Source organism: Seonamhaeicola aphaedonensis, assembly GCF_003386195.1.
Taxonomy (GTDB): domain Bacteria; phylum Bacteroidota; class Bacteroidia; order Flavobacteriales; family Flavobacteriaceae; genus Seonamhaeicola; species Seonamhaeicola aphaedonensis.
In genome coordinates, this window is the sequence record NZ_QRDX01000004.1 from 201759 (window position 1) to 226080 (window position 24322).

22 protein-coding genes are annotated in these 24322 nt (G+C 32.0%); 1 reads left to right on the forward strand and 21 read right to left on the reverse strand.

The window, feature by feature from the left end; genetic code table 11:
* Positions 1-306 precede the first annotated feature (306 nt).
* Genes DFQ02_RS08540 through DFQ02_RS08555 form a run of 4 tightly spaced genes read right to left on the reverse strand, consistent with a single transcriptional unit; the run spans position 307 to position 4771 of the window.
* A complete protein-coding gene (locus DFQ02_RS08540; RefSeq protein ID WP_116524004.1) occupies positions 307-1122 on the reverse strand; it encodes an FkbM family methyltransferase in 816 nt (271 codons plus the stop codon).
* The gene (locus tag DFQ02_RS08545; RefSeq protein WP_116524005.1) at positions 1106-2284 is read right to left on the reverse strand and encodes a glycosyltransferase family 4 protein; all 1179 of its coding nucleotides are present in this window, start codon (positions 2282-2284) and stop codon (positions 1106-1108) included. The genes DFQ02_RS08540 and DFQ02_RS08545 overlap by 17 nt, the downstream gene beginning before the upstream one ends.
* Positions 2275-3381 (reverse strand): glycosyltransferase family 4 protein, encoded by a 1107-nt coding sequence (locus DFQ02_RS08550; protein ID WP_116524006.1) that lies wholly within the window; start codon positions 3379-3381, stop codon positions 2275-2277. Before DFQ02_RS08550 ends, DFQ02_RS08545 begins: the two co-directional genes overlap by 10 nt.
* Positions 3374-4771, reverse strand: a complete 1398-nt coding sequence (locus tag DFQ02_RS08555; RefSeq protein WP_245940236.1) for an asparagine synthase-related protein — start codon at positions 4769-4771, stop codon at positions 3374-3376. The genes DFQ02_RS08550 and DFQ02_RS08555 overlap by 8 nt, the downstream gene beginning before the upstream one ends.
* Before the next feature lie 164 nt (positions 4772-4935).
* Here DFQ02_RS08555 and DFQ02_RS08560 point away from each other — a divergent pair, with 164 nt between their 5' ends.
* Positions 4936-5313: an endonuclease domain-containing protein gene (locus tag DFQ02_RS08560; protein WP_116524008.1), complete on the forward strand. Its 378-nt coding sequence runs from the start codon at positions 4936-4938 to the stop codon at positions 5311-5313.
* A gap of 256 nt (positions 5314-5569) precedes the next feature.
* Here DFQ02_RS08560 and DFQ02_RS08565 read toward each other — a convergent pair whose 3' ends face one another.
* The 17 genes from DFQ02_RS08565 to DFQ02_RS08645 form a co-directional block, all read right to left on the reverse strand.
* The gene (locus tag DFQ02_RS08565) at positions 5570-6748 is read right to left on the reverse strand and encodes a glycosyltransferase family 4 protein (RefSeq protein WP_116524009.1); all 1179 of its coding nucleotides are present in this window, start codon (positions 6746-6748) and stop codon (positions 5570-5572) included.
* Between the two features lie 547 nt (positions 6749-7295).
* The gene (asnB, locus tag DFQ02_RS08570; RefSeq protein ID WP_116524010.1) at positions 7296-9134 is read right to left on the reverse strand and encodes an asparagine synthase (glutamine-hydrolyzing); all 1839 of its coding nucleotides are present in this window, start codon (positions 9132-9134) and stop codon (positions 7296-7298) included.
* 1 nt (position 9135) lies between these two features.
* Positions 9136-10092 (reverse strand): glycosyltransferase family 2 protein, encoded by a 957-nt coding sequence (locus DFQ02_RS08575; protein ID WP_116524011.1) that lies wholly within the window; start codon positions 10090-10092, stop codon positions 9136-9138.
* On the reverse strand, positions 10079-11113 hold the full coding sequence (locus DFQ02_RS08580; RefSeq protein ID WP_116524012.1) for a glycosyltransferase family protein: 1035 nt from the start codon (positions 11111-11113) through the stop codon (positions 10079-10081). Before DFQ02_RS08580 ends, DFQ02_RS08575 begins: the two co-directional genes overlap by 14 nt.
* Positions 11076-12008 carry a glycosyltransferase family 2 protein gene (locus tag DFQ02_RS08585; RefSeq protein WP_181896377.1) on the reverse strand — a complete coding sequence of 311 codons (933 nt, stop codon included), beginning with the start codon at positions 12006-12008 and terminating at the stop codon, positions 11076-11078. The genes DFQ02_RS08580 and DFQ02_RS08585 overlap by 38 nt, the downstream gene beginning before the upstream one ends.
* A 5-nt stretch (positions 12009-12013) precedes the next feature.
* Positions 12014-13108 carry a glycosyltransferase WbsX family protein gene (locus DFQ02_RS08590; protein WP_116524014.1) on the reverse strand — a complete coding sequence of 365 codons (1095 nt, stop codon included), beginning with the start codon at positions 13106-13108 and terminating at the stop codon, positions 12014-12016.
* A gap of 51 nt (positions 13109-13159) precedes the next feature.
* Positions 13160-13951 (reverse strand): class I SAM-dependent methyltransferase, encoded by a 792-nt coding sequence (locus tag DFQ02_RS08595; protein WP_220340250.1) that lies wholly within the window; start codon positions 13949-13951, stop codon positions 13160-13162.
* 14 nt (positions 13952-13965) lie between these two features.
* The gene (locus tag DFQ02_RS08600; RefSeq protein WP_116524015.1) at positions 13966-15345 is read right to left on the reverse strand and encodes a hypothetical protein; all 1380 of its coding nucleotides are present in this window, start codon (positions 15343-15345) and stop codon (positions 13966-13968) included.
* Between the two features lie 9 nt (positions 15346-15354).
* Entirely contained in the window at positions 15355-16059 is a 705-nt protein-coding gene (locus tag DFQ02_RS08605) for an acylneuraminate cytidylyltransferase family protein (RefSeq protein ID WP_116524016.1), read from the reverse strand.
* Entirely contained in the window at positions 16044-16964 is a 921-nt protein-coding gene (locus tag DFQ02_RS08610; RefSeq protein WP_116524017.1) for a glycosyltransferase family 2 protein, read from the reverse strand. The genes DFQ02_RS08605 and DFQ02_RS08610 overlap by 16 nt, the downstream gene beginning before the upstream one ends.
* Positions 16951-17835, reverse strand: a complete 885-nt coding sequence (locus tag DFQ02_RS08615; RefSeq protein WP_116524018.1) for a glycosyltransferase family 2 protein — start codon at positions 17833-17835, stop codon at positions 16951-16953. The genes DFQ02_RS08610 and DFQ02_RS08615 overlap by 14 nt, the downstream gene beginning before the upstream one ends.
* Positions 17828-18664, reverse strand: a complete 837-nt coding sequence (locus DFQ02_RS08620) for a glycosyltransferase family A protein (protein ID WP_116524019.1) — start codon at positions 18662-18664, stop codon at positions 17828-17830. Before DFQ02_RS08620 ends, DFQ02_RS08615 begins: the two co-directional genes overlap by 8 nt.
* Positions 18665-18675: 11 nt before the next feature.
* A complete protein-coding gene (locus tag DFQ02_RS08625; RefSeq protein ID WP_116524020.1) occupies positions 18676-19626 on the reverse strand; it encodes a glycosyltransferase family 2 protein in 951 nt (316 codons plus the stop codon).
* 84 nt (positions 19627-19710) lie between these two features.
* A complete protein-coding gene (locus tag DFQ02_RS08630) occupies positions 19711-21156 on the reverse strand; it encodes an MBOAT family O-acyltransferase (protein ID WP_116524021.1) in 1446 nt (481 codons plus the stop codon).
* A 2-nt stretch (positions 21157-21158) separates the two neighbouring features.
* A complete protein-coding gene (locus DFQ02_RS08635; protein ID WP_116524022.1) occupies positions 21159-22133 on the reverse strand; it encodes a hypothetical protein in 975 nt (324 codons plus the stop codon).
* Positions 22134-22155: 22 nt separating this feature from the next.
* Complete coding sequence (locus DFQ02_RS08640; protein ID WP_116524023.1) at positions 22156-23379, reverse strand: glycosyltransferase; 1224 nt, start codon at positions 23377-23379, stop codon at positions 22156-22158.
* A complete protein-coding gene (locus DFQ02_RS08645; RefSeq protein WP_116524024.1) occupies positions 23376-24320 on the reverse strand; it encodes a glycosyltransferase family 2 protein in 945 nt (314 codons plus the stop codon). The genes DFQ02_RS08640 and DFQ02_RS08645 overlap by 4 nt, the downstream gene beginning before the upstream one ends.
* Between the last annotated feature and the right edge of the window lie 2 nt (positions 24321-24322).

A 24322-nucleotide genomic window follows, 5' to 3' on the forward strand; every position in this document is an offset into this window, starting at 1 on the left:
TTGAGAACCTGAAACAACACTTCGACTGCGCTCAGTGTGACAGTTCAGGTTGACAATGAACTTTTATGACTAATTATTGACATTCAAAAAAAATGTTGTCATTTAAAATAACCGAACAGCAAACATAATTCATCTATTTTGGGTTTTTATCATATTAGGTTACACTTCGACAAACTTTATTTGCTACCTCCGCATAAAATATAATTTGTTCTTGGTAATGCTTAGTCTGACAGAAAATCACTCGAACTGACATTAATTTTGTTTGTTTCAAAATGCTCAACAGGTTACAATTTTTATCAAATTATTCTAATTTGGAACACAAAAAATGTTTGGGGGTAACACAGATCCACTAACATATACCTTTAAAGCCATATCCAACACCTTATAGTTCTTCTCTTTAAAGAAATTAATTATTTCTAAGTTATTATTGGTTTCCACGATAAATATAGGTTTGAAAGCTTCTATGGTTTTAATGCTCCCTTTTAAAATATCCAGTTCAATACCATCTACGTCAATTTTAATAAGATCACATCTATTCATGTTATTCGTGTCCATATAGGTATCAATAGTAACCATTGGGCTACTCACTGAATCTATTGCGACTTCAGACATTAAAACATTGGAAGTGGTATTATTTAAAAAAAGTTTAACCATTTTGTTCTCAAATCCTACCGCTGAATGTTCCAACATGATAGTAGTTCCCAAATTATTCTTAACTATGGACTTTGCAAACGACTCAAACACATAACGATTGGGTTCAAAGGCAACAACCCTTCCGTTTTCCTTACAAATAGTTTGAGCCCAAACCAAACTTAAAAATCCAAAGTTAGCTCCAATATCAAGTACCGTCAAGTCTTGTCTGTCTGTTTTATGCAAATTACAAAGCTTGATAGAATTATTTAACAAGGTAGTTTCTACGCCTTGTTTTTGAGCTTTTGAAGCCTCTTTTATTGGTGCAATAAAGCTGAACTTAACAACATATTGCTGATAATTACGATTAATTTCTGCTCTTAACAACTTAAAATTTACACTTTCAAACAAGCGCTTTAATAGCATTGATTTACGCATAAACTGCTTCACAGAAAAGGGAACAGCATTGTATATTTTAATCAGTGTGTTCACTATAAAACGTTACAAATTGTTCAGCTTGATTTTTTACATCAAAATTACTATTTACATGATTTATGGCGTTAGCCCTCATCCTACGTTTTTCTTCAACAGGTAAGTTCATGACATTTATTATCGTTTCTGCTAATAATTTTGGTTGTCGTTTAGGCACCATCCATCCTGTTTTACCATGAATAATATTCTCCTGTAATCCGCCTCCATCTGAAGTTATACATAACAGACCTCTGCCTTGAGCTTCCAATACTGCATTACAAAATCCTTCGGAATGACTGTATTGAATATACATGTCTGAATCTTCAAGTACTGCCATAGTTTCTTCGTGTGTCTTTTGGCCTTCCAATATTACATAATCTTCTATACCTAATTGAAAAATAGCATACTTTAAGTTTTCATATTGTATACCAGAACCAATAATAATATACTTAAAGGCTATTTGTTTAGATTTAAGCATAGCCAAAGCCTCTAGCGTGTCCTGCAGCCCTTTCATCCAATGCAATCTAGCTACTGTAACTATTTTGAAAGCAGAAGTTTTTTCGGAATCTTGCTTTTTAAAATGCTCTGGAACACAAATAGCTGGTGTAATAATCTGGTACGAAACCGATTTTGGAAGCCCAATATTATAAGCTGTATTGAGTAGATAATTAGAGATACTATGCACCTTATCCACTTGATTCCATAGTAATTCATAACACCCTGTATACTTTAGAGGGTAAACATCCAAATCAAATCCCCTAAAACTAACTGCCATTTTAGCACCAATGACCTTAGCTACATGCTCACTTTGTATGGCTATGGTAGCAAAACCAAAATGTATCCAATCTAAATCGGCTGTTAGTAAATGACTATTATTATAAAGGTTTTTTAACATTTGTTTTTTAGAGCGACCATATTCCCTTTCCAACTCAATAAACTTTAAAAATCGATTATATTTTAGGAAACCCCTAAAAAATACTATTAAACCACTTCCTAATAGCAATATTAAGTTACGTTTATACACTTTTGGAGCCACTCTTACCTCACACAAATTGAAGTCATCTTTTTTATGCTGCACAAATAGCGTTACTTTAAAACCATGCTTCTGTAGCCCCTTTATTTTAGATGTAAAAAAGGTTTCAGAATAACTGGGGGTTTCAGAAAGCACTATGCCTATTCGCATCCTAATATCAATTTATATAAAACCTCATGCTTATTAATGCATTCATTTAGATTGTATTTATCTAATACAAGGCTTCGCATTTGTAAACCTAGGGTCTCTCGCTCCTTTTCTGTCAAAGCTTTCAGTTCTTTTAATTTTAAAGATAGTGCTGCTACATTAGATGGCGTCACTAAATGATTCTCAAACACGCTCAAAACATCTTTAACACCAGAAACTCTTGAACCAACAACAATTTTACCACTAGCCATTGCCTCAATGGGGGCAATAGGCAAACCTTCTTTACGCCCCTCATCTTTTGTTGGAATAACAAAAACATCCGCCAAAGCCAAATAAGGACGCACATCATTTTGTTTGCCAATAAACCTGATAGCCTCACTTTCATATTTGCTTTTAAGTCTTAACCCATAATCATTTCCATAATCCCCAACAATTAATAGCTTAACAGAGAAGTCATTTATTTGTGTAATGCTTTCAATTAAAACCTCAATCCCTTTTACAGGTACCAAATTAGCGACTGTAACAACTACAAAATTAGAATCCCTAATTCCTAAAGTATTTGCCAAAGACTTATCTGGTTTCTGAGGTTTAAAATGGTTCGTATCTATACCAAGTGGTATATAAGCTACCTTAGGTTCTAGTCTATTAAAAAACTGAGATATCATATCCTTATTAATGGCTATAATTCTATTACTCAATTTAGAACGCCATAGCCATGCTTTGTTACCCCATCCCATGGCCTTTTTTGAATAAACAAAAGGAATGCCGGCTATTTTGGCTGCTAAGGGTTCTGTAACATCAGAGCTCCAATGCCAAGAGTGTATAAGGTCAAATTGGTGCCGTTTAAAAAATCGAGCTATTTTCAAGATCCTGAAGGGTAAGGACCAATAGGGCTTGTATGGAACTGCAAAAGGAAACACATGTATTTTAACCCCCAAAGCTTCAATGTGTTTGTAAAAACCGCCCCGATTGTGAAAACAGCATATCTCGGGATCGAACAAATCTTTATTAAGGCCCTTTACCAAATCATAAACCACCTTACCGCTACCAGCTGTATCAAAATTAGGAATGGTAAATAATATTTTAATACGTTTAGGCATGCCGCTGTTTTTTATTAAACAAAGACAACGTTAATAACATATTAATAGTGTGAGCATATTTTAAAGCATCACCTTTTAGAAAAGCACTTAATTGAGCATTTAAAAAGGTCTTAGATATCCATGTATCAAGACCCGATTCCAAAATATATTGTTTTAAAAAGAACGCGTTGTCTTTTCCTAAAAACTGTAATTCCCAGTTACGCTGCACATAAGGATTTCCTAATAAAGCCTTTATCTCACGCTTTAATTTATTAACCATGCGATAGGGTAAATTGTAAGGTGGCTTATTCAAATGATAATTATATAAATTAAATGGTCTGTGAACCTGCCATTCAATTTTCGCCAATTCAGGTGCGCTTCTCTTCATATACTCAATCTGTAATTGCCTGTCCTTTAAATAAGACTCAGGAACTGTACAAATAAATTCACATATCCTATTATCATAATACGGTAAGCTCATGGGTTTTTGATTATTAAACACCGCTAGATTAACTGAGGTCCATCGTGGTGCCCAGTATTTTGATTTAAAAGCTCTTAATCGGGCATTCGTATCGTCAATATCTATGGTATTCAATAAATCAGTTACCCTATTCCTTAAGTAATCTTTAAAGTGCCCCTCCAGTTCCCAAACTTGCCATAAAGATTCTGCAAATTCCAAACCACCTCGTTTTAATAATTTAGACATTAGAACATCTACCTGGTGTTCATGTGATAATTCCGGTAGGTTCATGGCATCAAATAAGACATCCCCCCAATGGCCTAATGAAAAAACAGCTCCCATTTTTGCAAATTCATTCCGGATAGCCATTTGTCTCGGACTTGTAAAGTCTGAATAACAGCCATTTATTTCTACCAAATCATCAATCACCTCCCATAAATAGCCTTTTTTTATCTTGTACTTCTGAAATTCAAATCCACAGCTTTTTGCTATTTTTTCGGCTATTTTGGTCTCGGGATAACCATTTTCAAATTCATAACTATATGAAAACACTTGGGCTCCCATTTTCTTTAGAGCTACAGCTTGGGTTCTGCTATCTAAACCTCCTGATAATGGTAAAATAACTTTTTTACCTGCTGTTTGTTCTTGAATTATAGCTTCAAAAAGTGTAGAGAATTCGTCTAGTGCCTGTTCAAAACTAATATTTCTAGGCTCATAATACCAATTAAAATATGTGTTAGAATTTACCACCTTATCATTTTCATCTAAGGTGTATTTGGTTCCAGGGCGTAATACTTTGGTATCATGGTAATAGGTGTCTTCATCTAAAAAAAAACCAATGGCCGCAAAAACGCAAATGGCTTTTAAATCCAGTTCGTGAGGTGCATTTACCTTAAAAAAGGTCTGTTTTTCAGGAATTATCGGGGTGGTAATGGTCTTCATGTAATACATACGCAATATACAATTTTACATGGTTACAAAAAGCAACATTTTCAGTGTTAAGTTCAGGTTCCTAATACTATATTTTTATTTATTGGCTCCCCTCTTGAGCAAAGCGGGGCGTCCACACTCTAGGTGTGGACGGAGTGTTTGAAAATATTTTCTAAATTTATAACATGCCAAAACAAAAACTCCATACAAAAAAGGAACTTCAAGAAAAAAGAAAAGAACTTAGAAAAAACCTAACACCTGCTGAAGCCTTTTTATGGAAACATTTAAAAGCCCGACAACTAAATGGCAAACGTTTCACAAAACAGCATAGTATTGATAATTATATTGTAGATTTTTATTGTGCTTCAGAACGATTGATTATTGAATTGGATGGTGAAGTCCATAATAACCCAATAGCGCAAGAATATGATTTAAAACGTACGACGTTTTTAGAATCATTAAACTATAAAGTAATACGGTTTGAAAACAAAATGGTTTTTGAGAATTTAGCTTCTGTGCTACAGGAAATCGTTTTACATTTTAAATCAGAACCCTCCGTCTGAATACTTTTAGTATTCAGCCACCTCCCTTAAACTTAAGGGAGGAGCACCATGTAAAAACAAAAAGCTCCCCTCTTGAGCAAAGCGGGGTGGCCACACTCTAGGTGTGGACGGGGCGTTTGATTGTAACCTCAAGAGCGTTTAGGAATTTGAATATCTAACCCTCTGTCTAAATGCTTTACTGCATTTAGCCACCTCCCTTTAACAAAAGGGAGAAGCTTATTTATTTTATCTGTCTACAAAAAAAATCGAAATTAGTCTAATTAACAATTTCTCTATACAACTCCAAAAACTGTTTAATAGAATCTTCTGCATTAAAATGCAACTTCACAAACTCATGCGCCTGTTTTGTAATATTCTGTAACTCTGACTCTGATGTTTGACTTAGCTCAATAACAGCCTGAACCAAAGCTTCCGGGTTTCTAACTGGCACCAACCAACCCGTTTTATTGGGAATAACCACCTCTGCCATACCCCCGCAATCTGTTGAAATAACCGGAACTCCCAATGCCATAGCTTCTAATACTACATTGGCAATGCCTTCTTCCAAACTTGGTAAAATTACCGCATCAAAACTCTGCATTTTTTTAAATAATATTTCTTGAGGCAACCCTTTCATAATAGTAATCTCATTTTCAAGCCCAAGTTGATGGATTTGAAATAAAACGGCTTCCGACACCACATTTGAAGCTATAATAGTGTAATGTATTTGAACACCTTGTTCCTTTAAAAGTTTTACCGCATCTATAGCATATTTATAACCTTTTTTCCAATGAAAACGCCCTACTGATACTATATGAAAACCATCACTGTTATTTTTTTCAAAAACTCTAAACGCATCAAAAGTTGGTTTCGCTATTGGCGAATGAATGAGCTCTATTTTATCTTTATCAGCATGATATTTTTGTGCTTCTAAAGCAATGGCTTGTGAAACGGCATGGAACCTATCTACTTTAGGAAATAACTGTTTATACGTATTTGCCAGTTCCTCATCGGCTATAGGCGAATAGTTTATATGGGCTCCTCTTAAACTTAATACAAGTTTAACACCAAATTTATCTTTTAAAAACACCCATTGTTTGATATCCTTGGCCCACTGAATATGAAACACATCGGGTTTATTTAAAATTACCGGAACCAATCGAGATAATATGTTCCACCTTTTATACTCCCCTTCATATATCTTCAATTCTTTCCAAAGTAGTACAAACCGCTTAGGGTATAATACCATCAACTTTAAAACCCTAAACAAGGTCATTATTACATTAGCGAACTTATTTTTAGGGGTGCCATAAATTTTTATGTTGGGGGAGTCATACTTTACGTGAGCCGTTTGTTTACCAAATAATAACACTTCATGCTCTGAAGCTACACCTTTGATTAAATTTTCTATAAAGGTAGTACTTGGTATGGATCCGGAGTAGATGGCTATTTTCAAAGATTACAATTTATTTATCAGGTTAAAGATAAATCAATTATCAAATTAATCTAGTTTTTCATGGTGTTTGTGGTTAAGTTGATAATCAAATTTATATATAGCATTTGCAAACCCTCCGTCTGAATACTTTTAGTATTCAGCCACCTCCCTTAAACTTAAGGGAGGAGCGCCATGTAAAAACAAAAAGCTCCCCTCTTGAGATAAAGAGGGGAATGAATTTCACGCAGTGAAAGAAAGGGGAGTTTGATATTAAACATCAAAAAACTAAACTTTCTGAATATATTCTTGAGATTCTTCCCTCGATACATCGGGGTCTGAATGACAGGTATCATTTTTGTTCTTATTTGCAAACCCTCCGTCTGAATACTTTTAGTATTCAGACACCTCCCTTAAGTTTAAGGGAGGAGCGCCATGTGAAAAATAAAAAAGGGGCGTTTGATTGTAACCTCAAGAGCGTTTAGGAATTTGAATATCTAACCCTCCGTCTAAATGCTTCACTGCATTTAGCCACCTCCCTTTAACAAAAGGGAGGAGCTTAATAAAAATATTAAATTAAGTCTTCTGCTTGTGCCCACTTCTGCCATGCATAAATATGCCAAATACCCCAAGCGGCATCATGCTCTTTGTTATAGAACTTTTTCACGTAAGCTTTTACCGCTTCTACATTAATAACATCACTGCCATAAAAAGTTTTTTTAAACACCATGGTTTCTACATCAGACTTTAATTGATTATGCAACCAGTCATACATAGGAACGGCAAAGCCTTTTTTATGGTGATTGATACTATCTATAGTATAATAATTTAGCATTAAATCCTTTAAGAGCTTTTTAAGGTCGGCTTTACTGTTATAAGTAACGGGTAACTTATCATGAACCTCTGCCAATACAGCTTTATCCAAAAACGGTACCCGCACCTCTAAGCTGTTCGCCATACTCATCCTATCTACTTTAATTAGCACCCTTTGTAAATGTCCGTAAAACTCATTGTACCTAAGCCTACCAAGTAATCCTTTTTTAGAGCGAACCCATTCAAAACCATACAAAGCTTCCATATCTTTTGAAAAGGTAACGTCCTTAAAAAAAGTATTCAGGTCTTCCTTAAATATATAGCGATGCTTACCCATCACCCACTCACCTATGGTTTTGTAATGAAAGGGCCCCCAGGTGTTATTTAACTTTAATTTATTGGCCACACGAATCAGTGGTTTTCTAATATAAAACGGTATGTTAAACCAACGTCTGTTTTTAACCACATCCAACATTCGGGGGTAGCCAAAAAAGAGTTCATCGCCCCCATCACCCGAAAGCATCACGGTATGCCTTTGCTTTGCTTTTTTAGTAATTACATAGGTAGGAATGCTGGAATAATCACCAAAAGGTTCTCCCAAATATTTAAAATGATTATTTACTTCCTCTAGTAAATCACCTTCATTCACCTTATGAATTTCCTGTTTAATCCCCAATGCTTTGGCATATATTTCGGCCTGTTTCCCCTCATCAAGTTGGTCATCATTAACCGATAAGGTAAAGGCTTCCAAATCTGCCTTTTGTGTTTTAGCCATCGCCGTTATTAACGGACTATCAATACCGCCACTTAAAAAAGAGGCCAAGGGTACATCGCTCACCAATTGTCTGGAAACCGCTTCTTTTAGAACTGTTTCTGTATTAGCAATATCGAATGATATATTTGGTTTTATGCCCTGAAAAAACTCCTGAAATTTAACGGTTGTTATCTGTTGTTTGTTATCAATTTTAATATACTCCCCTGGGTTTACCTGAAATATTTGCTTAAAAATGGTATGAGGCGACTGCATATACCCAAACCCAAAATAGGCTTTCACTACCTCAGGTTTTAAGGCTAAACTGTTTTGAAACCAAGGATGCTTAAATATTTGATTAAACTGCGAAGCCGCTACCACGCCATTTTTAGAAACCCCATAGAACAACGGCTTTATCCCCGCAAAATCCCGAGCTAAATATAGCGTTTGTGAGACCGTATCCATAATGACCATAGCAAACATCCCATTAAGGGCTTTTAGGGTATCTTCAACCCCTAAAATATCCAATAGGTGTATTAACACTTCGGTATCAGAACTTGAGTTTAAGTTGGTAAGTTGGTACTGGTCTTTTAAGGCTTTGTAATTATAGATCTCCCCATTAAACACCACATGGTAGCGTTGTGAGGGACTAAACTTAGGTTGATTCCCTTGGGCACTTAAATCCAGTATAGCCAAACGGTTAAACCCTAAGCGGTAGTTTTGTTGGGTATTTATGGTGGTGTTATCTGGTCCACGGTGTTGCGATAGTTGCAATAACTGCTCAAATACTGTACTATCTGTAACAGCATGATTATTAAAAGAAAACTCCGTTAAAAAGCCGCACATATTAAAATTTTATTTTAAAAAACCGCTTTATCAAACGTAACTGAAATAGGAAATAATATATCACCCTAGTTAATTCAACTTTGGTATAATTCAATATTCTAGAATCTATTTTATGAAGTTCGGTTTTTATTTCTTTACAAATAGGTTCGTAGTTTCTTAAGAATTTTGTATAATTCTCAAACTGGTAATTAAAAAAATATTCTTTTAATTCTTCATCTAAAAATCCTTTTTCTTCAAGCTTTTTATAAACAAGCTTAGATGATTGATACCTGTTATAGCGTCTATTAATATTTATTGAATTACCTATTCTATCTTTATTTTCTAGTCTAACAAAAACCATTTTCCCTTTCACTATTTCATAAATCGGCTTAAAAAGTAACATTTTAGCATGAAACTCCCAGTCTTGCGAAGACTTCAAGTTTATATTAAAAAGTTCTTTTCCCTTCAAAAACGATTCTCTCCATAATGGAGCATTAGTTGACCACCCTATTTTATTCATTATAAAATCTTTATATGGTAGTTTACTTATTAATTTTTGATTCCAAACTGTATCATTTTTTTTTATTTCGTCTTTAAAAAAGTACGTTTGTGACACCACAAAATCCAGTTTCTCATTATCATTTAAACATTTTACCTGATACTTTAGCTTATCTTCATGAATTAAATCGTCACTATCTAACCAATTAATATATTGCCCCTTAGACATTTTATAACCATAATTTCTACATGAACTAGCCCCTTTAGGGTACGATTTTGGACGTAAAAAATATTTTATTCTTGAGTCATTTAACGAATAAGACTTAACAAGCTTTTCTGTATCATCTGTACTGCCGTCATCTACAACAATACACTCCCAATTAGTATAGGTTTGGTTTATAACAGATTCTATAGTGGCTCCTAATAATTTTGCTCTATTGTAAGTAGGTATAATAATGGATATCAGGTTATTTTGAATCATTTAACTGGGATAACAAAAAATTACTATAACTTTTAGAAACATTAAACGGCAGATTAGGTGTATATACTTCTAAATAATTATACGTTTTTCTATGACACAATGCTTTTTTTAAAGCTTTACTTGCAGATGTTATACTAGAAGGATCATATAAATAATGACATTCATTGTTTAAATTCTCTGTAATATTTCCTGTTTTTGGACCTACTACGGTTTTATTATATGAAAAAGCCAAGAACACATTACCCGAATTTAAATGATTAAACCTTGGAATAAACACTACATCAGCAGCAGTAAAAAACAAAGCTACATCTTCTTTCTTAACAAAATCATAAAAGAATTTATACTTAGAAAACAAACTGTAATAGAATCTAACTATTTTTTTTAATAAAACTTTAAGTCGCCATGAGGGCACCCAATCTAAAAAATAAGGCATTCTTGAAACTAAAAGTAGTTTATTTTTAACGTTTAATTTACCAAAAGCTCCCAAGATAAGCTTTCGTTCTTGCTTCGTTCTTATTTTACCAAAAACTAAAACAACTTTAGCATTTTCATTTACCCCTAAATAATTTTTAGCCTTATTAATCTTTACTTCCTTTTTATATTTTAAATATAGTGGATGTGGTATTATTGTATGACTTTTATTTTTGATAAAATCAAAAGTATTAATTAATTGATTTTTTCCATAAGTTCCCAAATGTATAAATCCATCAGCATATTTTAATACTAAATAATAAAGCTTTTCTGCATTAGTCAATTGGGTATTATGTGGTAAAGTATTATGACAAGTATATACAATCTTAGATTTAGCTTTCCATAGTTTCAAACACCTTTCAAGCTCTTCTAAATCTGCATCTGTTGGGTTTTGCCACCTAAATATGGCTTCTGGCCAATGAATATTTACTATTTGATAGTCAGCTTTGTAATCATACAAATCTCCATAAATAAAGCTTCCTTCAAAATAATATTCAATTTCATCAATAAAACTATTGTTGTTCCTTTGAAAGGGTAAAAACACCTTCATATCTTTCAATTTTGGAAAATATTCCGCTAATAAAACCTTTAAACTTTTTAATCAAAAAAGGAGACCTTTGCTTTTTACTTAAAATTACGTTCTTAGATTCCTTAATTAAACCCATTAACACTATTTTAGTAGTTCTCCAAAAATATTTATTAAACCGCTTTGCTATTAAGAGCCTGTTTCTTGTCATGTAAAAGTGGTATAATCCATTTTTATTACTTGTAGAATGGTAAGCTATTACATTTGTATTAACCTTTATTTTATAACCTAGCTGTTTGGCTCTTAAACACCATTCAGTTTCTTCATAATATAGAAAAAAAGTATCCAAAAACATTCCTATATTTTTCAAAGAAGAAATACGTACCATCAAACAACTCCCATTTATATAATCTATAGTTTTTTTTAACAGGCTTTTATCTTTAACATTCTTTTTGTAATTTAAGTGTGATGACCTAAACCCCAGAGAGGCATTAACAAGTCCTCCATCTGAGTAAATCAACTCAGGTTGATTCCTAAAACAAATTCTAGGCCCTACAGCCACAAGTTCAGAATCCTTTTCCAGTTCCTTTAATAGTTCTAAAATTGTTTTCTCCTCTAATCTAATATCTGGATTTAAAATAAGTGCGTAATCATATGACTCATTAACTGCTTTTTTTAACCCAATATTATTTCCTGAACCATAGCCCTTGTTCTTTTTATTTATTATTAAATTTTTTGAGGGGATTTCTTTCTTTAACAACTCCTGATCTATCTTATTTGAGTTATTATCAACTATTAATATCGACTTTCTGAATGCTAGAAAATCATTAATTAACCTGTATAAATTAATAGTGTCCCTATAACTATTAAAGTTCAGAATTATTACTAATAATTTTAATTTATCTCCACCTTCTGCCAATCTATCTAAGTTTTTAATTTTACTTTAGCTTTAGTCAAAGCTTTTTTTGTGGCTTTAAGGTAGGCTTTTCCAAATTTTTTACAAGGTTCTAAATGATTACCCTCCCCCCACTCATTCATGGCATTAATAAAAAGAAAATCTTCTTCTTTAGAAAATGGATGAAAATTTTCAATTAATGTTTTAAGCCAATTATAATATCTTTTAGGAGAACTATTTAATACCACAACTCCACTTTCTTGTTTTCTTGCAACATTATCAAATGATGGTGCTACACACCTGTAAAGTTTATAGTCTGGCATTTTTCTTTGCGTACTAAACTCTACAGCCAATTTATAATTTCGTTTATGCAAACCATCTCTTTTTTTTATCTTAAGTCTAAATAAAATCTTGTCTATGAATGTATTCTTTAGTTTATGTTTTATTAACTCATGTGGAGCAAATTCCACACTTGCATCAAAATTTATACTGGCTGGGTCTTTAACATTTCTAAAACTTTCTGTAGCACATAAATATAACCCTTTATAACCAAACTCTTTCATTGCTATATGACGCCAAGTACTTGCCGTCTCTTTTATATTAGGCAGTAACTCATCTCTGTAAACCATAAAAACAGGACAATCATTTATTCTAATGTACCTTTCATCAGAAAAAACAAATTCGCATAGCCATCTCATATGCGCTTTATCATCCTCTTTAGAATATTCTTGCTTGATAAGAATTTCATCATCCTTACCATCCCAACGTCTGGTCCAATTTTCGTTAGCCCAACAATACATAAAAGGCATGTTAGGTTTACCTAATTTAATCATTTCATCTAAAGGATAATTAAGTAGGCGTTTACCATTAAACCAATAGTGGTAATAACAAAATCCATATATACCATATTCTTTTGCCAAATTTGCCTGTGCTTCTCTGGCCTGAGAGTCTCTTAAATCATAATATCCTAATTCTGTTGGTACATGGGGCTGGTAATGCCCTTTAAATAGGGGTTTAGCCTTTTTTACATTGGTCCAATCTGTAAACCCTAAACCCCACCATTTATCGTTTTCAGGTATAGGATGGAACTGAGGTAATACAAAAGCAATTAATCTAACCTTCATTTTCAACAAACTATTTTTTAATTACATTTTTTAGTCAAATCGATATTATAATCACTCATTATTCTTCTTTTTGGCAACTACAATCTCTATATACTCAGCCCTTACTCCAAAATCTAAATTATTGATATACTCTATTTTAGTATCAGCATCAACATATTCTTTAATAAACTCAACTATGTCATATCCCCAATGCATAGTTACTGGAGAGCCTTTTTTATTTATGGGATTTCCGTGCCATTCAGGTTCATACAAAAAAACAGGACTATCATCTTCGCCTTTTTTAGCCCATCGCTGGGTTGGATTGAACTTGTTAACTAAAGGAACACTAAAGATATGAGCGCCTCCTGATTTTAAAGTTCTGTGTATTTCTCTAAATGCCATTTCTGGATTATAAATATGCTCCATGACATCAGAAGTTATAACTAAATCAAAGCTAGAATCATCAAAAGTTTGACATTCTAAATTTTCATTTTGAACATTTTTGACTAATGCCCCTAACTGTTCATTTGGATAAAATTGTGTCTCTTTATAATATTTTGCCAACCTCCTAAGTTTTTGACTATGGCCTCTATTGTTTGGTGATGATTCATGAATTTTTAACTGCTTCCAATTTGGGTAATACTTTTCTATTGTTAACATTAAAGCTCTCTCTCTTGGAATAGAACCACAATTGTTACACTTAAAGAAATCTCTAAGCCAACTATTATGAGAAACAAATTCAACTTGTTTATCACAACAAGGACAAAACCCCTTACATTTAAAATAAAAATCTCCTATAATGGCTTCTAGCATAGGAAAGATTAACTTTTTCAAGTAGTATTTGGATTTACCAATTAATTTCATTTTCAATAATTTTGTTAACTCCTATTAATACTAATTCTTTCTTTTTTTAATATAGTCTCCAAAGCATTAATATAATTCATGTTTTCTTCTCCATAATGCGATGCTATTATAGAGCTAATTTCATTCAATTCAATGTTTGAATATTCCAATCCATTTTTAAACTTCATTTCGAAATCTGCTTTGCTTTCAAAAATATCGTCAGGCATCCCTCCAACATCAATAAAATTATCATCTTTAAATCTAAAGCACTTTCTCTTATTAATTAATGAACGTAAATATAGACTTGTTGTATGACAGAGTATAAATCGCTTTTCCATAATAAAATCATCAAGATTTTTAAGATTTTGAAAGCACTGATTTTCATTTATATAATTGATTATATCTATATATTCAAAAATCTTATTAGATGGATGAAATAAAACTTGAAATTCATAACTGTTTTCTTGTGAAAATTTATGGGCAATTTCTAACATTTCAATATTAGATTTTCTCCAATACTCTGCACTTAGAATAACCCCAAAAACGTTTTTCTTTGGCATATAAAAACCCTTTTTTTCTTGTATGTCAATACCCTTGGGTAAATTCGTTCCTGAGTATACAATCTTTGTAAAATCAAACCCCACTCCATTCCATTGCTCATTAATTGACTTACCCCATGCCATAAAATAATCAGATATTAAATTTCTATAATTTAAGACAGGTTGTGAATAGCTGCTATCGTTCATTCCTATGTATAAAGCATGTTGTTGAGTAACAGTCACTGCTTTTAGGTTTATTGCAGCTTGAGTAAATAAGTTCGCATACTCTTTGGCATCACAAAAAGTTATTAGTATTTTTATTTTAGCTTCTTTAAGCACCTTAAACAAGTACAAATAGTAATCGTAGTACAAAAGAGAGTTTCTATAAAACTTCAAATTATGATATGCACCATGAGAATCATAATTACTGCTACTACTAAAAGTATAAAACATTAGTTTAGTTAGAAGCCCCACTTTTTTAAAAGACTGTACAGGCTTAATCTTTTCTTTCAAAACTTTGTCTTTATTTACAAAAATTTCGGTAAAAGGATAATTTTTTAATTGCTTTAAAACGTAATTACATTGTTCTTGATAGTCTTTTCTGTTATCTTCTTGATGAAGAAAAAAAATATCCTTGAAAGTTGAATTAAAATCAAATGGGGTCTCTATTTTAGTAAAAATAACTGCTTTTAGGAGTCTTAAAATAAGAGTGTAAGTTTTATCTTTAGAACGTTTTCTCAACTTACTATCATAATGGCAAACGTAGAAAATCTCATTAGCCATTAATCTTCCAATATTTAATCCTGAGTGCTCTACTTTAAGCCATTTTCTCCAAATAGAATTGACCTTTTTTTTGTAAGCCAAACCAACTGTCATAAATTATAATTAGATATTTTCTAGATAATAGGAATACAAACTCAAAGCCATATTATAATCTTCGATTTCATCGATGTCTACTCCAGAAACTTTATCAACTAAAAATTTATAAGGATTATGACCTAAAAAATACTCTTTTTTTAAAATACTCTTTTTATCATACATGTACAATCCATTAGTTATTCTGTATATATTAGGTAAATCTTGACTTACTGTATGGTGTTTGTCTGCTCTGTAATTTATTGGTTGGTTTTCTCCCCATAAATATTCCTTTAGTAAATTAAATGAAGCTAAGGAATCATAGGTAGAATTTTTATCATTAACTATCTCAAGATATTTTTTAAAAGCATTTAAATATTCCTTTGGTCTCATTAAAGGTACAACTACAGTTACCCAAGCAATAATTGGATATTCAACAGATTTAACAACTCCACAAATGACTTCATTAAAACTAGCTTTATGATCTTCACATAAATATTTCTCCCTAACACTATATTTAACATTGTTGTTTTTTGCTATATCAATTAACTTTTGTGAATCGGTACTAACAATAATTTGATGGCTTGAAATCACCTGCTTTAATTGATTTATTTTCCATTCTAATAATGTTTCATCCGTACCAAAAGGTAATAATACTTTATTCTTAATTCTAGAACTACCTTCTCTTACAGGTATCACCACCCCTATGTCATTTAATTTTAATTCCTTTCCCATTTAATTTTTTTAAATCTATTCATTACATACCTAACATAATAGAAATCAAAATACAACAAAAAATAGCATAGACCATAACATACCATACTAAATTTATTGCGGTTTCCCAACTCAATTTTTCGGTGTACTTTAAGTGCTTTAGAATACAATTTCCTGCTAACCATTTCAGGAAACTCCTTTTTAAAATCTTTGAGTAATTGTCTAGAGGCTTTAAACTGCCCCCATTTATTGGTAGTAACCGATTGCCTTTTTGTAGACCGGTTCATGTGTACCAACACTTTAGGGATACCATATACCTGAGATACCAAAGCAAAACGCAATACATAATCCCAGTCTACATTAAAATTACCATAGGTGTTATTAAACTGCAGTTGGTTTTCTTTATGTACCGTTTTACGTATCATCATACAGGTATTGACCACCTTTAGTTGGTTTTCATATAAATACTTAAACAGCACCTCTCCCTGTGGAAATGGATTGCCATTACATAAAATACCAGGAAAGCGAACATCCTTGCTATCTCCTTTAAAGACCGCTATGCCAGATACCAAACCCACCTCTGGGTGTTGTTGCATGACGGTTACTTGCCACTGTAGTCGCTCGGGCACATAGACATCATCTTGTTCTGCCATGGCTAAAAACTCAGACTGTGGTGCACTGGCTTGTATTAATGCATTTAGGTTATTGGCTAGTCCTAAATTTTGGGGGTGTTGTATGATTTTAATTCTGGCATCTTTAAAGCTTTCTGCAATGGCTTGAGAGCCATCATAGGTTCCATCAATGCCTACCAAGATTTCAAAATGTGGGTAGGTTTGCGCCAATAAACTCTCTAAAGTAGCCTTTATGGTGTTTTCGCCGTTATATACCGGTAATAAAATGGTCACTAAGGGGTTACTTTTGAGCATGCCATTTTTGTTTTAAAGATACCAATCCTTTAAACACCGGGTGGTATAATTTTAATAGTTTTAATTGGTTTTTGGGGTGTAAATACCAAAACAAATGCTTGTAATATTGCTTATACAGTAAGGCTTTATCTGGAATAGGGCGTTGTTTATTTATGGCACTGGCTTGCGCATCATGTAAACGGAACTTAACTAAAGCTTCATTGACAAACCCCATATCATAGTACTTCATGACCCGATACCAAAACTCACAATCTAGCGTTTGTTTTAAAGCTTTATTAAAATAGCCTACTTTATCAAAACATGCCCTTTTTAATAACACGGCTGTGGGTTCGCCTATTTTATTCTTGGGGCTATTTAAAAACTGGCGGTCTTTTAAATAGGACTTCCCATGTAGCACCCCTTGTTCTACTTTAATATCCTGCCAATAGGTGTGTAAATTACCGTAATAAGCCACAAACTCCTGAATTTTTGAGGTTAAATGATTGTATAGAAACGAACGCTTACAATATACCAATCCCACTTTAGGGTTTTTTAGTGCTAAGTCCATCATGATTTCGATACAATGGGGTTCTAATACATCATCCTGAAATAAAAATTTGATATAATTCCCTTGAGCCTGTTTTACACAATGGTTCCAATTGGCACCAATACCTGCTGGTGTATGCTGGTAGACTTTAATGGGAATGGCGGTTTTCTCTTTAAAGGTCGCTACTATTTGTAACGTGTTATCTGTAGATGCATCATCAGACACGACAATCTCTAAATTGGTATAGGTTTGAGCAATAGCTGACTCGAGAGCTTTGGCTATATAGGTTTCCCCGTTATAGGTGGGTATGCATATGGAGACTAAGGGGGTTGACTTATCATTCATCCTTATAAAGTGGTTTATGAATGTTATTAACCAACTCACCTTTTGTATTGATGTTCCACGAAGCCGATTGATTGGCTGTCTTTATATAGTATTCCTGTTCTTCGGTTAAATTATCAATATCGATATACCACCCCCCATGAATGGCCTGTAAAGGATAATCGGTTCGCCATGCCTTTGTAAAATCTTTAAGTTTATATTTATACCCCGGCCTATATAAAGCAAAAGTGGTATCAATCTCTGCTTTAAAAGCTACATCGTGAATTTTAGTGGTCCAATATTTAGACTCCCAGTTCATGATTTTAGATCTGCTGGGGTTAGTTTCTGGAATATCATCCAACTTTAAGGAAAAGCCAACTTTGGTTCTGTCCCAAGCTTTGTTCAACAACTTACGAAAATGTAACATAAAATCTTCAGGACACTCTGTTACAGGAACCACATCGGCATCAGTTACTACATAATATCCCTTACAATGCGCCTTAAAAATAGTTTGGTTTTTCCATAGTGCCAGATGACCATGATTGGTTTTTAAACGATATATTGTAACCTTATCTTTAATAGTTTTGAAATATTGTAAAAGTGGTTTATAAGTAGAATTATTGTCTATAATGACAATATTAGCATACCCATTATTTAATAAAAAAGTAATGAGTTTCTCCAAATAATATAATTGATTAAAACTTATGATTATTATGGGAATCGCTTTGTAATTTTTAATTTGATGCCTTACTGTTTTATTTAATGCATGATTTTTTTTAAGGTTAAAGGCATACTTTAAAAGCGCAGTGAATTTTTTGACATTAGTTATTGATATCTTACTTCTAAAACCCATAACCTTTATTACTATTCATATAAAGAGACCTTACCCAAATACCCATCTCCTTTATTAAAAAAGTATTTTAATAAACTACCAAAGACCAAATTTATATGGTCTCTTAAACTTAACTTATGATATGGCACTAAACATTTACACCAAACATACCATGCCTCTTTAAAATCTTTAAACCTTACAAATAACTTAAAAACAAACAGAAAGAAAATATGCAAGGTGTGTGTATTCTCAATTGTTAACTGATCTTTAAGCTCATTATAGAGTTTAAATCTAGCTAAAAAATAATGCCAATATTTTTTATTAGAGGTATGATTTGAAATATTATTAGGATGACTCCTAATATAGTCTAAAGGCTCATCTACAACTGCATATTCTGGATAGTTAAAAAAAATCTTAGCTAAAAAAAACCATTCTTGACCCGCTTGTAAATCTTCATCGTATCTATAATTATTTTCTAACAAGAATGATTTTCTAAACAATGAGGCTTGAACCGGAATTACTATGAATTTAGATATGAATGCTTGAAATGGATTTTTAGCAGCAATATTCTTAGACTTTAACCCATTAAGGTTTTCAATTGTATTTTCAAAAACATAAGATTTACATATGGAATAATTTAAACTTGATAGTTCCAATGCTTCCAACTGTTTAAGTAATTTGTCAGGATGCATAATATCATCACTGTCCAACCAATTAACGTAATCTCCTTGACTTAATTCTAAACCGTAATTTCTACAGGTATTAGCACCTTTTGTTCTAAATTCAGGACGTTTATAAAACCTTATACGTTTATCTGTTTCAGTATATTTTTTTACAACAGCCTCACTGTTATCTGTGCTACCATCATCAACAACCAAACATTCCCAATGTTTATATGTTTGGGATAGAACAGAATCTAAAGACTCTGTAATTAAAGAAGCTCTGTTGTAGTTAGGTATAATAATAGAAATTAGAGGCTGCATGAGTTTAAAATCTAATTTTGCTAATATACAAAATGAGATTCTGCAAGTATTTAGAAAGCCTTAAATTTTATATTGAATTGGTTACTAAAATTGAAAATAAATAAACTCTTGTTGATTTCCACTATACCAAAAAATCATAATTATCAGCACATAGTATAACGCTAAACGAAACGGTCTGTACCATGTAAAACCTATTTTAGCCAGAGCAAATTGTTGTTTTCTACCATGCCATTCTACGAGTAAAAAAGCAAAAATCAAGACAATTACAAACAGGGCTTTTTTTATTCCTTGAAATAGAGGGACTTTAAACATGGAAAATGAAAATATTTCAGAATATATTGTAAACGCATGATTTATTGAATCTGCTCTAAAAAACACCCATAATAACGTAGTGAGCAAAAATGTAGTTGACATTCTAACTACCTCATTTAATGATGGTAATACTGATGAATCTGCAACAATCTTAAAATATTTTCTATGCTTATTACGTAATATAATAGGCAAAAAACAAAGAGCGTTAGCCGCTCCCCAAAAAATGAACGTCCAATTGGCTCCATGCCAAAACCCGCTTACCAAAAAAATAATTAACACATTACGTACAGTTTGTGATTTCCCACCTCTTGATCCTCCTAAGGGTATATACAAGTAATCTCTAAACCATGTTGTAAGTGATATATGCCAACGTCTCCAAAACTCGGCAATGTCCCTTGAAAAGTAAGGGTATGCAAAATTCTGTTTTAGCCTAAATCCAAAAAGCTTTGCTGTACCAATAGCTATATCTGTATAACCAGAAAAGTCGCCATAAATTTGAAAGGCAAAAAAAACAGCTCCAAGAAAATAGGTACTTCCAGAATATTCAATAGATTGATTGAAAATTAAATTCACGAAAACAGCACAATTGTCTGCTATCACAACTTTTTTAAACAATCCCCATAGTATTTGTCTTAAACCATCAATTCCTAAATCATAATCAAATTGTCTTTTTTTTAAAAACTGAGGCAAAAAATTAGTAGCACGCTCTATGGGTCCTGCTACTAGTTGAGGAAAAAAGCATACAAAGGCAGAAAAAGCAAAAAAATCCTTTGTTGGATTTACCTTACCTCGATATACATCAATGGTATAACTTAACGTTTGGAACGTATAAAAGCTTATCCCAACAGGTAATATAATTTTTAAAGTATCTACCTCTATATTTCTACCAAAGAACAAAAATGCCTGTGAAAAATTCAGAACAAAGAAGTTATAATATTTAAAGAAACCTAATAACCCTAGGTTAGTTACAATGCTCACAATTAATAACAGTTTTTTCTTTTGTGTGAGTGCTGTTTTTACTAATAGTAAACCAACAAAGAAATCTATAAATGTACTGAAAGTAATAAGCGCTAAAAATCTCCAGTCCCACCAACCATAAAACACATAACTGGCTAGTACAATGAATAAATTTTGAACTTTTAATTTTTTATTTAAGCCCCAATATATTGCATAAACAATTGGAAGATAAATGGCAAAATCTAATGAATTAAATAGCATTCTTATTGGTTAAAAAACTCTATCTCTTTTATTTTTTCAATTAAATTTAGCGTAAATGCATTTGCTCCTTTTTCATTTAAATGCATACTGTTATAAAAGAGATCTTTATTATAACTCATAGTATCATTTGAATAATCGATAAATTGAATTTCAAATGATTTTGCTATGTCATTATAAATATTAATTATTTCCTCTCTATTAGAAACAAACTGCTGTCCCTTTATAAATTCAGGCGGGTATACCATAATGGTTTTAATTCCCAAATCTTGGCACTCTCTTAAAAACTGCTTCATTAATGCTATTGATTCAGGATGCAACTGAATATGAATCGATTCCATATCTTTTCTGGCATTCTCCAAATCATTGTTCCAACTCCTTTTCATCCCTCTAAACCCTTTTATCCTGTACGGAACATCTTTTTTTTCCTTAATAATAAAATCATAAATTACCTCTAACTTACCTCGATATCTTAACATTGGAATGACATAATCTAATTTTGAATACCCTTTATAATCACTTGTATATTTGTAGATGTCGAAATCGCATAAAAAAGGTAAAAACTGTTCCGAATTATATAAATCTTCACGTTTTGCTAAAGTAAAATCTCCTACTGAGAGAATAATATATTTTGGTATTTTGTTATGCTTCAGTATCTTTTTATGTCTTAAGTATTGTAGCCAAAAATTATGGCCATCAATACCCATATTATAAGTACTAGTTTTTAAATGTTCTTGAATTAATTTAGAATTAAAATGCACCATGGCTCTCGATGAGCCATAAATTAGAAGATTATCATTAACATTTCCACTTAATATATCTTTCCATATCTGTATTTCCCCATTAGCATAACTATTCGATTTTTTGATTCTATTTGAAACAATGAAATCTGCTGCAATACTTAAAACCAATAAAACCAGTAAAAACTGTATTAGTTTTTTAACAAAAAAAAGAGTACTAAAATTATAATCAATTTTCAAATTGCGATAAGAATTTTAAATGTTATTGATAAATATGTACTAATTTTTCACTTAAAAATCTTGAATCATAATTCTTTACAACGAAAGCTCTTCCATTTTCCCCCATTTCTTTTCTTCTTTCAGAATTATTTTTCAAAAACAATAATTTATCCACAAAAGCTTTAATATCTTTTGTAGGTAAAACATATCCTGTAATTCCATCTAGCACCCCTTCTTTCATGCCGCCTACATCAGAAACAATCACGGGAACTTGCATAGCCTGTGCTTCTTGGATTACTAACCCCTGACCTTCGCAATGCCCCCTATCATCAACAATACCTGGAAACAAAAACACATCTGAACTATCCATTAGCTTCTTAACTTCAACTTGTGACTTACTCCCTAATAAATGAATATACTCAGTAAGGCTATTTTGTTCAATGTATGTTTTACACTCAAAAAAACTATCACCCTCACCAACTATATAGAAAGTAATTTTTTTGTCCGTTATTTCAATTAACTGCTCAACAATTTTAATGGCTAAAAGAGGTGCTTTTAAAGGTATTAACCTACCTACAAATAAAATAATAAAAGAATCTTTTTTACTCTTACATTCTGGCTTAAATAACGATGTATCCAGTCCGACAGGTAAAACTTGTATCTTATTTTCAGGAAACCCCAATTGTATTACCTTTTGCTTAATATAATTTGTATTAACTGTATAATTTATGTGATTTAGGCCATGTAATTCTTTAAAAAAATCCATTGGATAGTTATGGGCATCATAACCATGAAAGGTTACGACCAATTTACCATTAAATCTTTTCAATTGTTCTAGAAGGTGTACTGCATTATCAGCAAAATGCACATGCACCACATCAAAACGATGAACAACCAAGTAATATTTAAAATAAACTTTAAAAAATTGTTGATTAGTTCTATCTATATTACCCGATGTTAGATACTTAAATGTTTTAAGTAGTGGAAAAAATGCTTTGGTGCCTGAGCTTTTTAAAAGTATTTTAAATTTACCTAAAAAACCTTTGCCCTTTTTTAAGAAACCATTTGGTGTAAATTCTGTTGATAATTTTAAAAGTTTATATTTGGTAACCAGTGGATTAATCACTGGGGGTTTGTTAACCTCCCTTGTACAAAAAATCTTTACTTGATGACCTTGTTCTTTAAGAGCGCCTATTTGATTTACTATAAAAGTTTCTGAAATTGCTGGAAATACTCCAACAACAAAAGCAATTTTTAGAGATTTCATTTCCTAAAATTAAAAAACGTGAAACCAATTCTTTTAAAGTTTTTAATTAACCCTACGAGGGACCAGTTTAAAAAAAACAGTTCTATACTTAATATGAGAGCTTTGAAAATATTTTTATTTTGAATATTAGCTTCAATAAAGTTTTGAGCTGAATGCATAATTTTTTTCTTTAAAAAAACATTTTTTTTATTATTTAAATACAACTCTTTATGACATTGATAACCTTTTTTAAACCCATTGAATACAGAGACCGAAGAATGTACACCTCCTCCATGAATGCGATAAACAGCCCCAACAAAATTTAAACAGGCCCCTTTACCTTTCTTTAACAGCTCAACTATTATGTATATATCCCTAAAATATTTAAATTTTTTAGAATTTTCAATATTGAAACTTTGCTTTCTTAAAACCAAAGTTTGAGTACCGATATGCCACCCTTTTTGAAATGTTTCAAGAGTAAAATCTATGAAAACTTGATTAGATTTAAAATACTTTCCGTTAAAATCAATTTTAAAGCTATTGTTTTCTTGATTAAATGTGTTGAATCTAGTATAACAAAAACTATAGTCTTCATTGGCTTGAAGAAAGTCTACCTGCCTCTGTAATTTATGTTCATCTATCCAGTAATCATCTCCTTCACAAATTGCAATATACTTTCCTCTAGCTTTTTTATAACATTGAGTAAAATTATTTCTTCCAGTTGACTGATCCTCTTTATATGCTTCACCTTCCCTATTCCATAAAAATAAGCGTATTATATTTGAATGCTTTTGCGCATAAATTTCACAAATTTCTCTAGTATTGTCTCTACTTTGGTCCTCTCCAACAATAACCTCATAATTAAAATTTGTCTTTTGTTTTAATATGCTATCTAAACAACTTGATATATACTTTTCATGATTATAGGTTGGAACTATAATACTTACTAATACATCTTCCATGT

Bases quoted from the DNA above. Each gene is read 5' to 3' on its own strand.
- DFQ02_RS08645 (WP_116524024.1), bottom strand. From the start codon at position 24,320: ATGGAAGATGTATTAGTAAGTATTATAGTTCCAACCTATAATCATGAA.
- DFQ02_RS08545 (WP_116524005.1), bottom strand. From the start codon at position 2,284: ATGCGAATAGGCATAGTGCTTTCTGAAACCCCCAGTTATTCTGAAACC.
- DFQ02_RS08590 (WP_116524014.1), bottom strand. From the start codon at position 13,108: ATGAAGGTTAGATTAATTGCTTTTGTATTACCTCAGTTCCATCCTATA.
- asnB (WP_116524010.1), bottom strand. From the start codon at position 9,134: ATGTGCGGCTTTTTAACGGAGTTTTCTTTTAATAATCATGCTGTTACA.
- DFQ02_RS08575 (WP_116524011.1), bottom strand. From the start codon at position 10,092: ATGATTCAAAATAACCTGATATCCATTATTATACCTACTTACAATAGA.
- DFQ02_RS08615 (WP_116524018.1), bottom strand. From the start codon at position 17,835: ATGAATGATAAGTCAACCCCCTTAGTCTCCATATGCATACCCACCTAT.
- DFQ02_RS08610 (WP_116524017.1), bottom strand. From the start codon at position 16,964: ATGCTCAAAAGTAACCCCTTAGTGACCATTTTATTACCGGTATATAAC.
- DFQ02_RS08630 (WP_116524021.1), bottom strand. From the start codon at position 21,156: ATGCTATTTAATTCATTAGATTTTGCCATTTATCTTCCAATTGTTTAT.
- DFQ02_RS08600 (WP_116524015.1), bottom strand. From the start codon at position 15,345: ATGACAGTTGGTTTGGCTTACAAAAAAAAGGTCAATTCTATTTGGAGA.
- DFQ02_RS08580 (WP_116524012.1), bottom strand. From the start codon at position 11,113: ATGAAGGTGTTTTTACCCTTTCAAAGGAACAACAATAGTTTTATTGAT.
- DFQ02_RS08605 (WP_116524016.1), bottom strand. From the start codon at position 16,059: ATGGGAAAGGAATTAAAATTAAATGACATAGGGGTGGTGATACCTGTA.
- DFQ02_RS08640 (WP_116524023.1), bottom strand. From the start codon at position 23,379: ATGAAATCTCTAAAAATTGCTTTTGTTGTTGGAGTATTTCCAGCAATT.
- DFQ02_RS08555 (WP_245940236.1), bottom strand. From the start codon at position 4,771: ATGTATTACATGAAGACCATTACCACCCCGATAATTCCTGAAAAACAG.
- DFQ02_RS08595 (WP_220340250.1), bottom strand. From the start codon at position 13,951: ATGAAATTAATTGGTAAATCCAAATACTACTTGAAAAAGTTAATCTTT.
- DFQ02_RS08625 (WP_116524020.1), bottom strand. From the start codon at position 19,626: ATGCAGCCTCTAATTTCTATTATTATACCTAACTACAACAGAGCTTCT.
- DFQ02_RS08550 (WP_116524006.1), bottom strand. From the start codon at position 3,381: ATGCCTAAACGTATTAAAATATTATTTACCATTCCTAATTTTGATACA.
- DFQ02_RS08620 (WP_116524019.1), bottom strand. From the start codon at position 18,664: ATGGGTTTTAGAAGTAAGATATCAATAACTAATGTCAAAAAATTCACT.
- DFQ02_RS08560 (WP_116524008.1), top strand. From the start codon at position 4,936: ATGCCAAAACAAAAACTCCATACAAAAAAGGAACTTCAAGAAAAAAGA.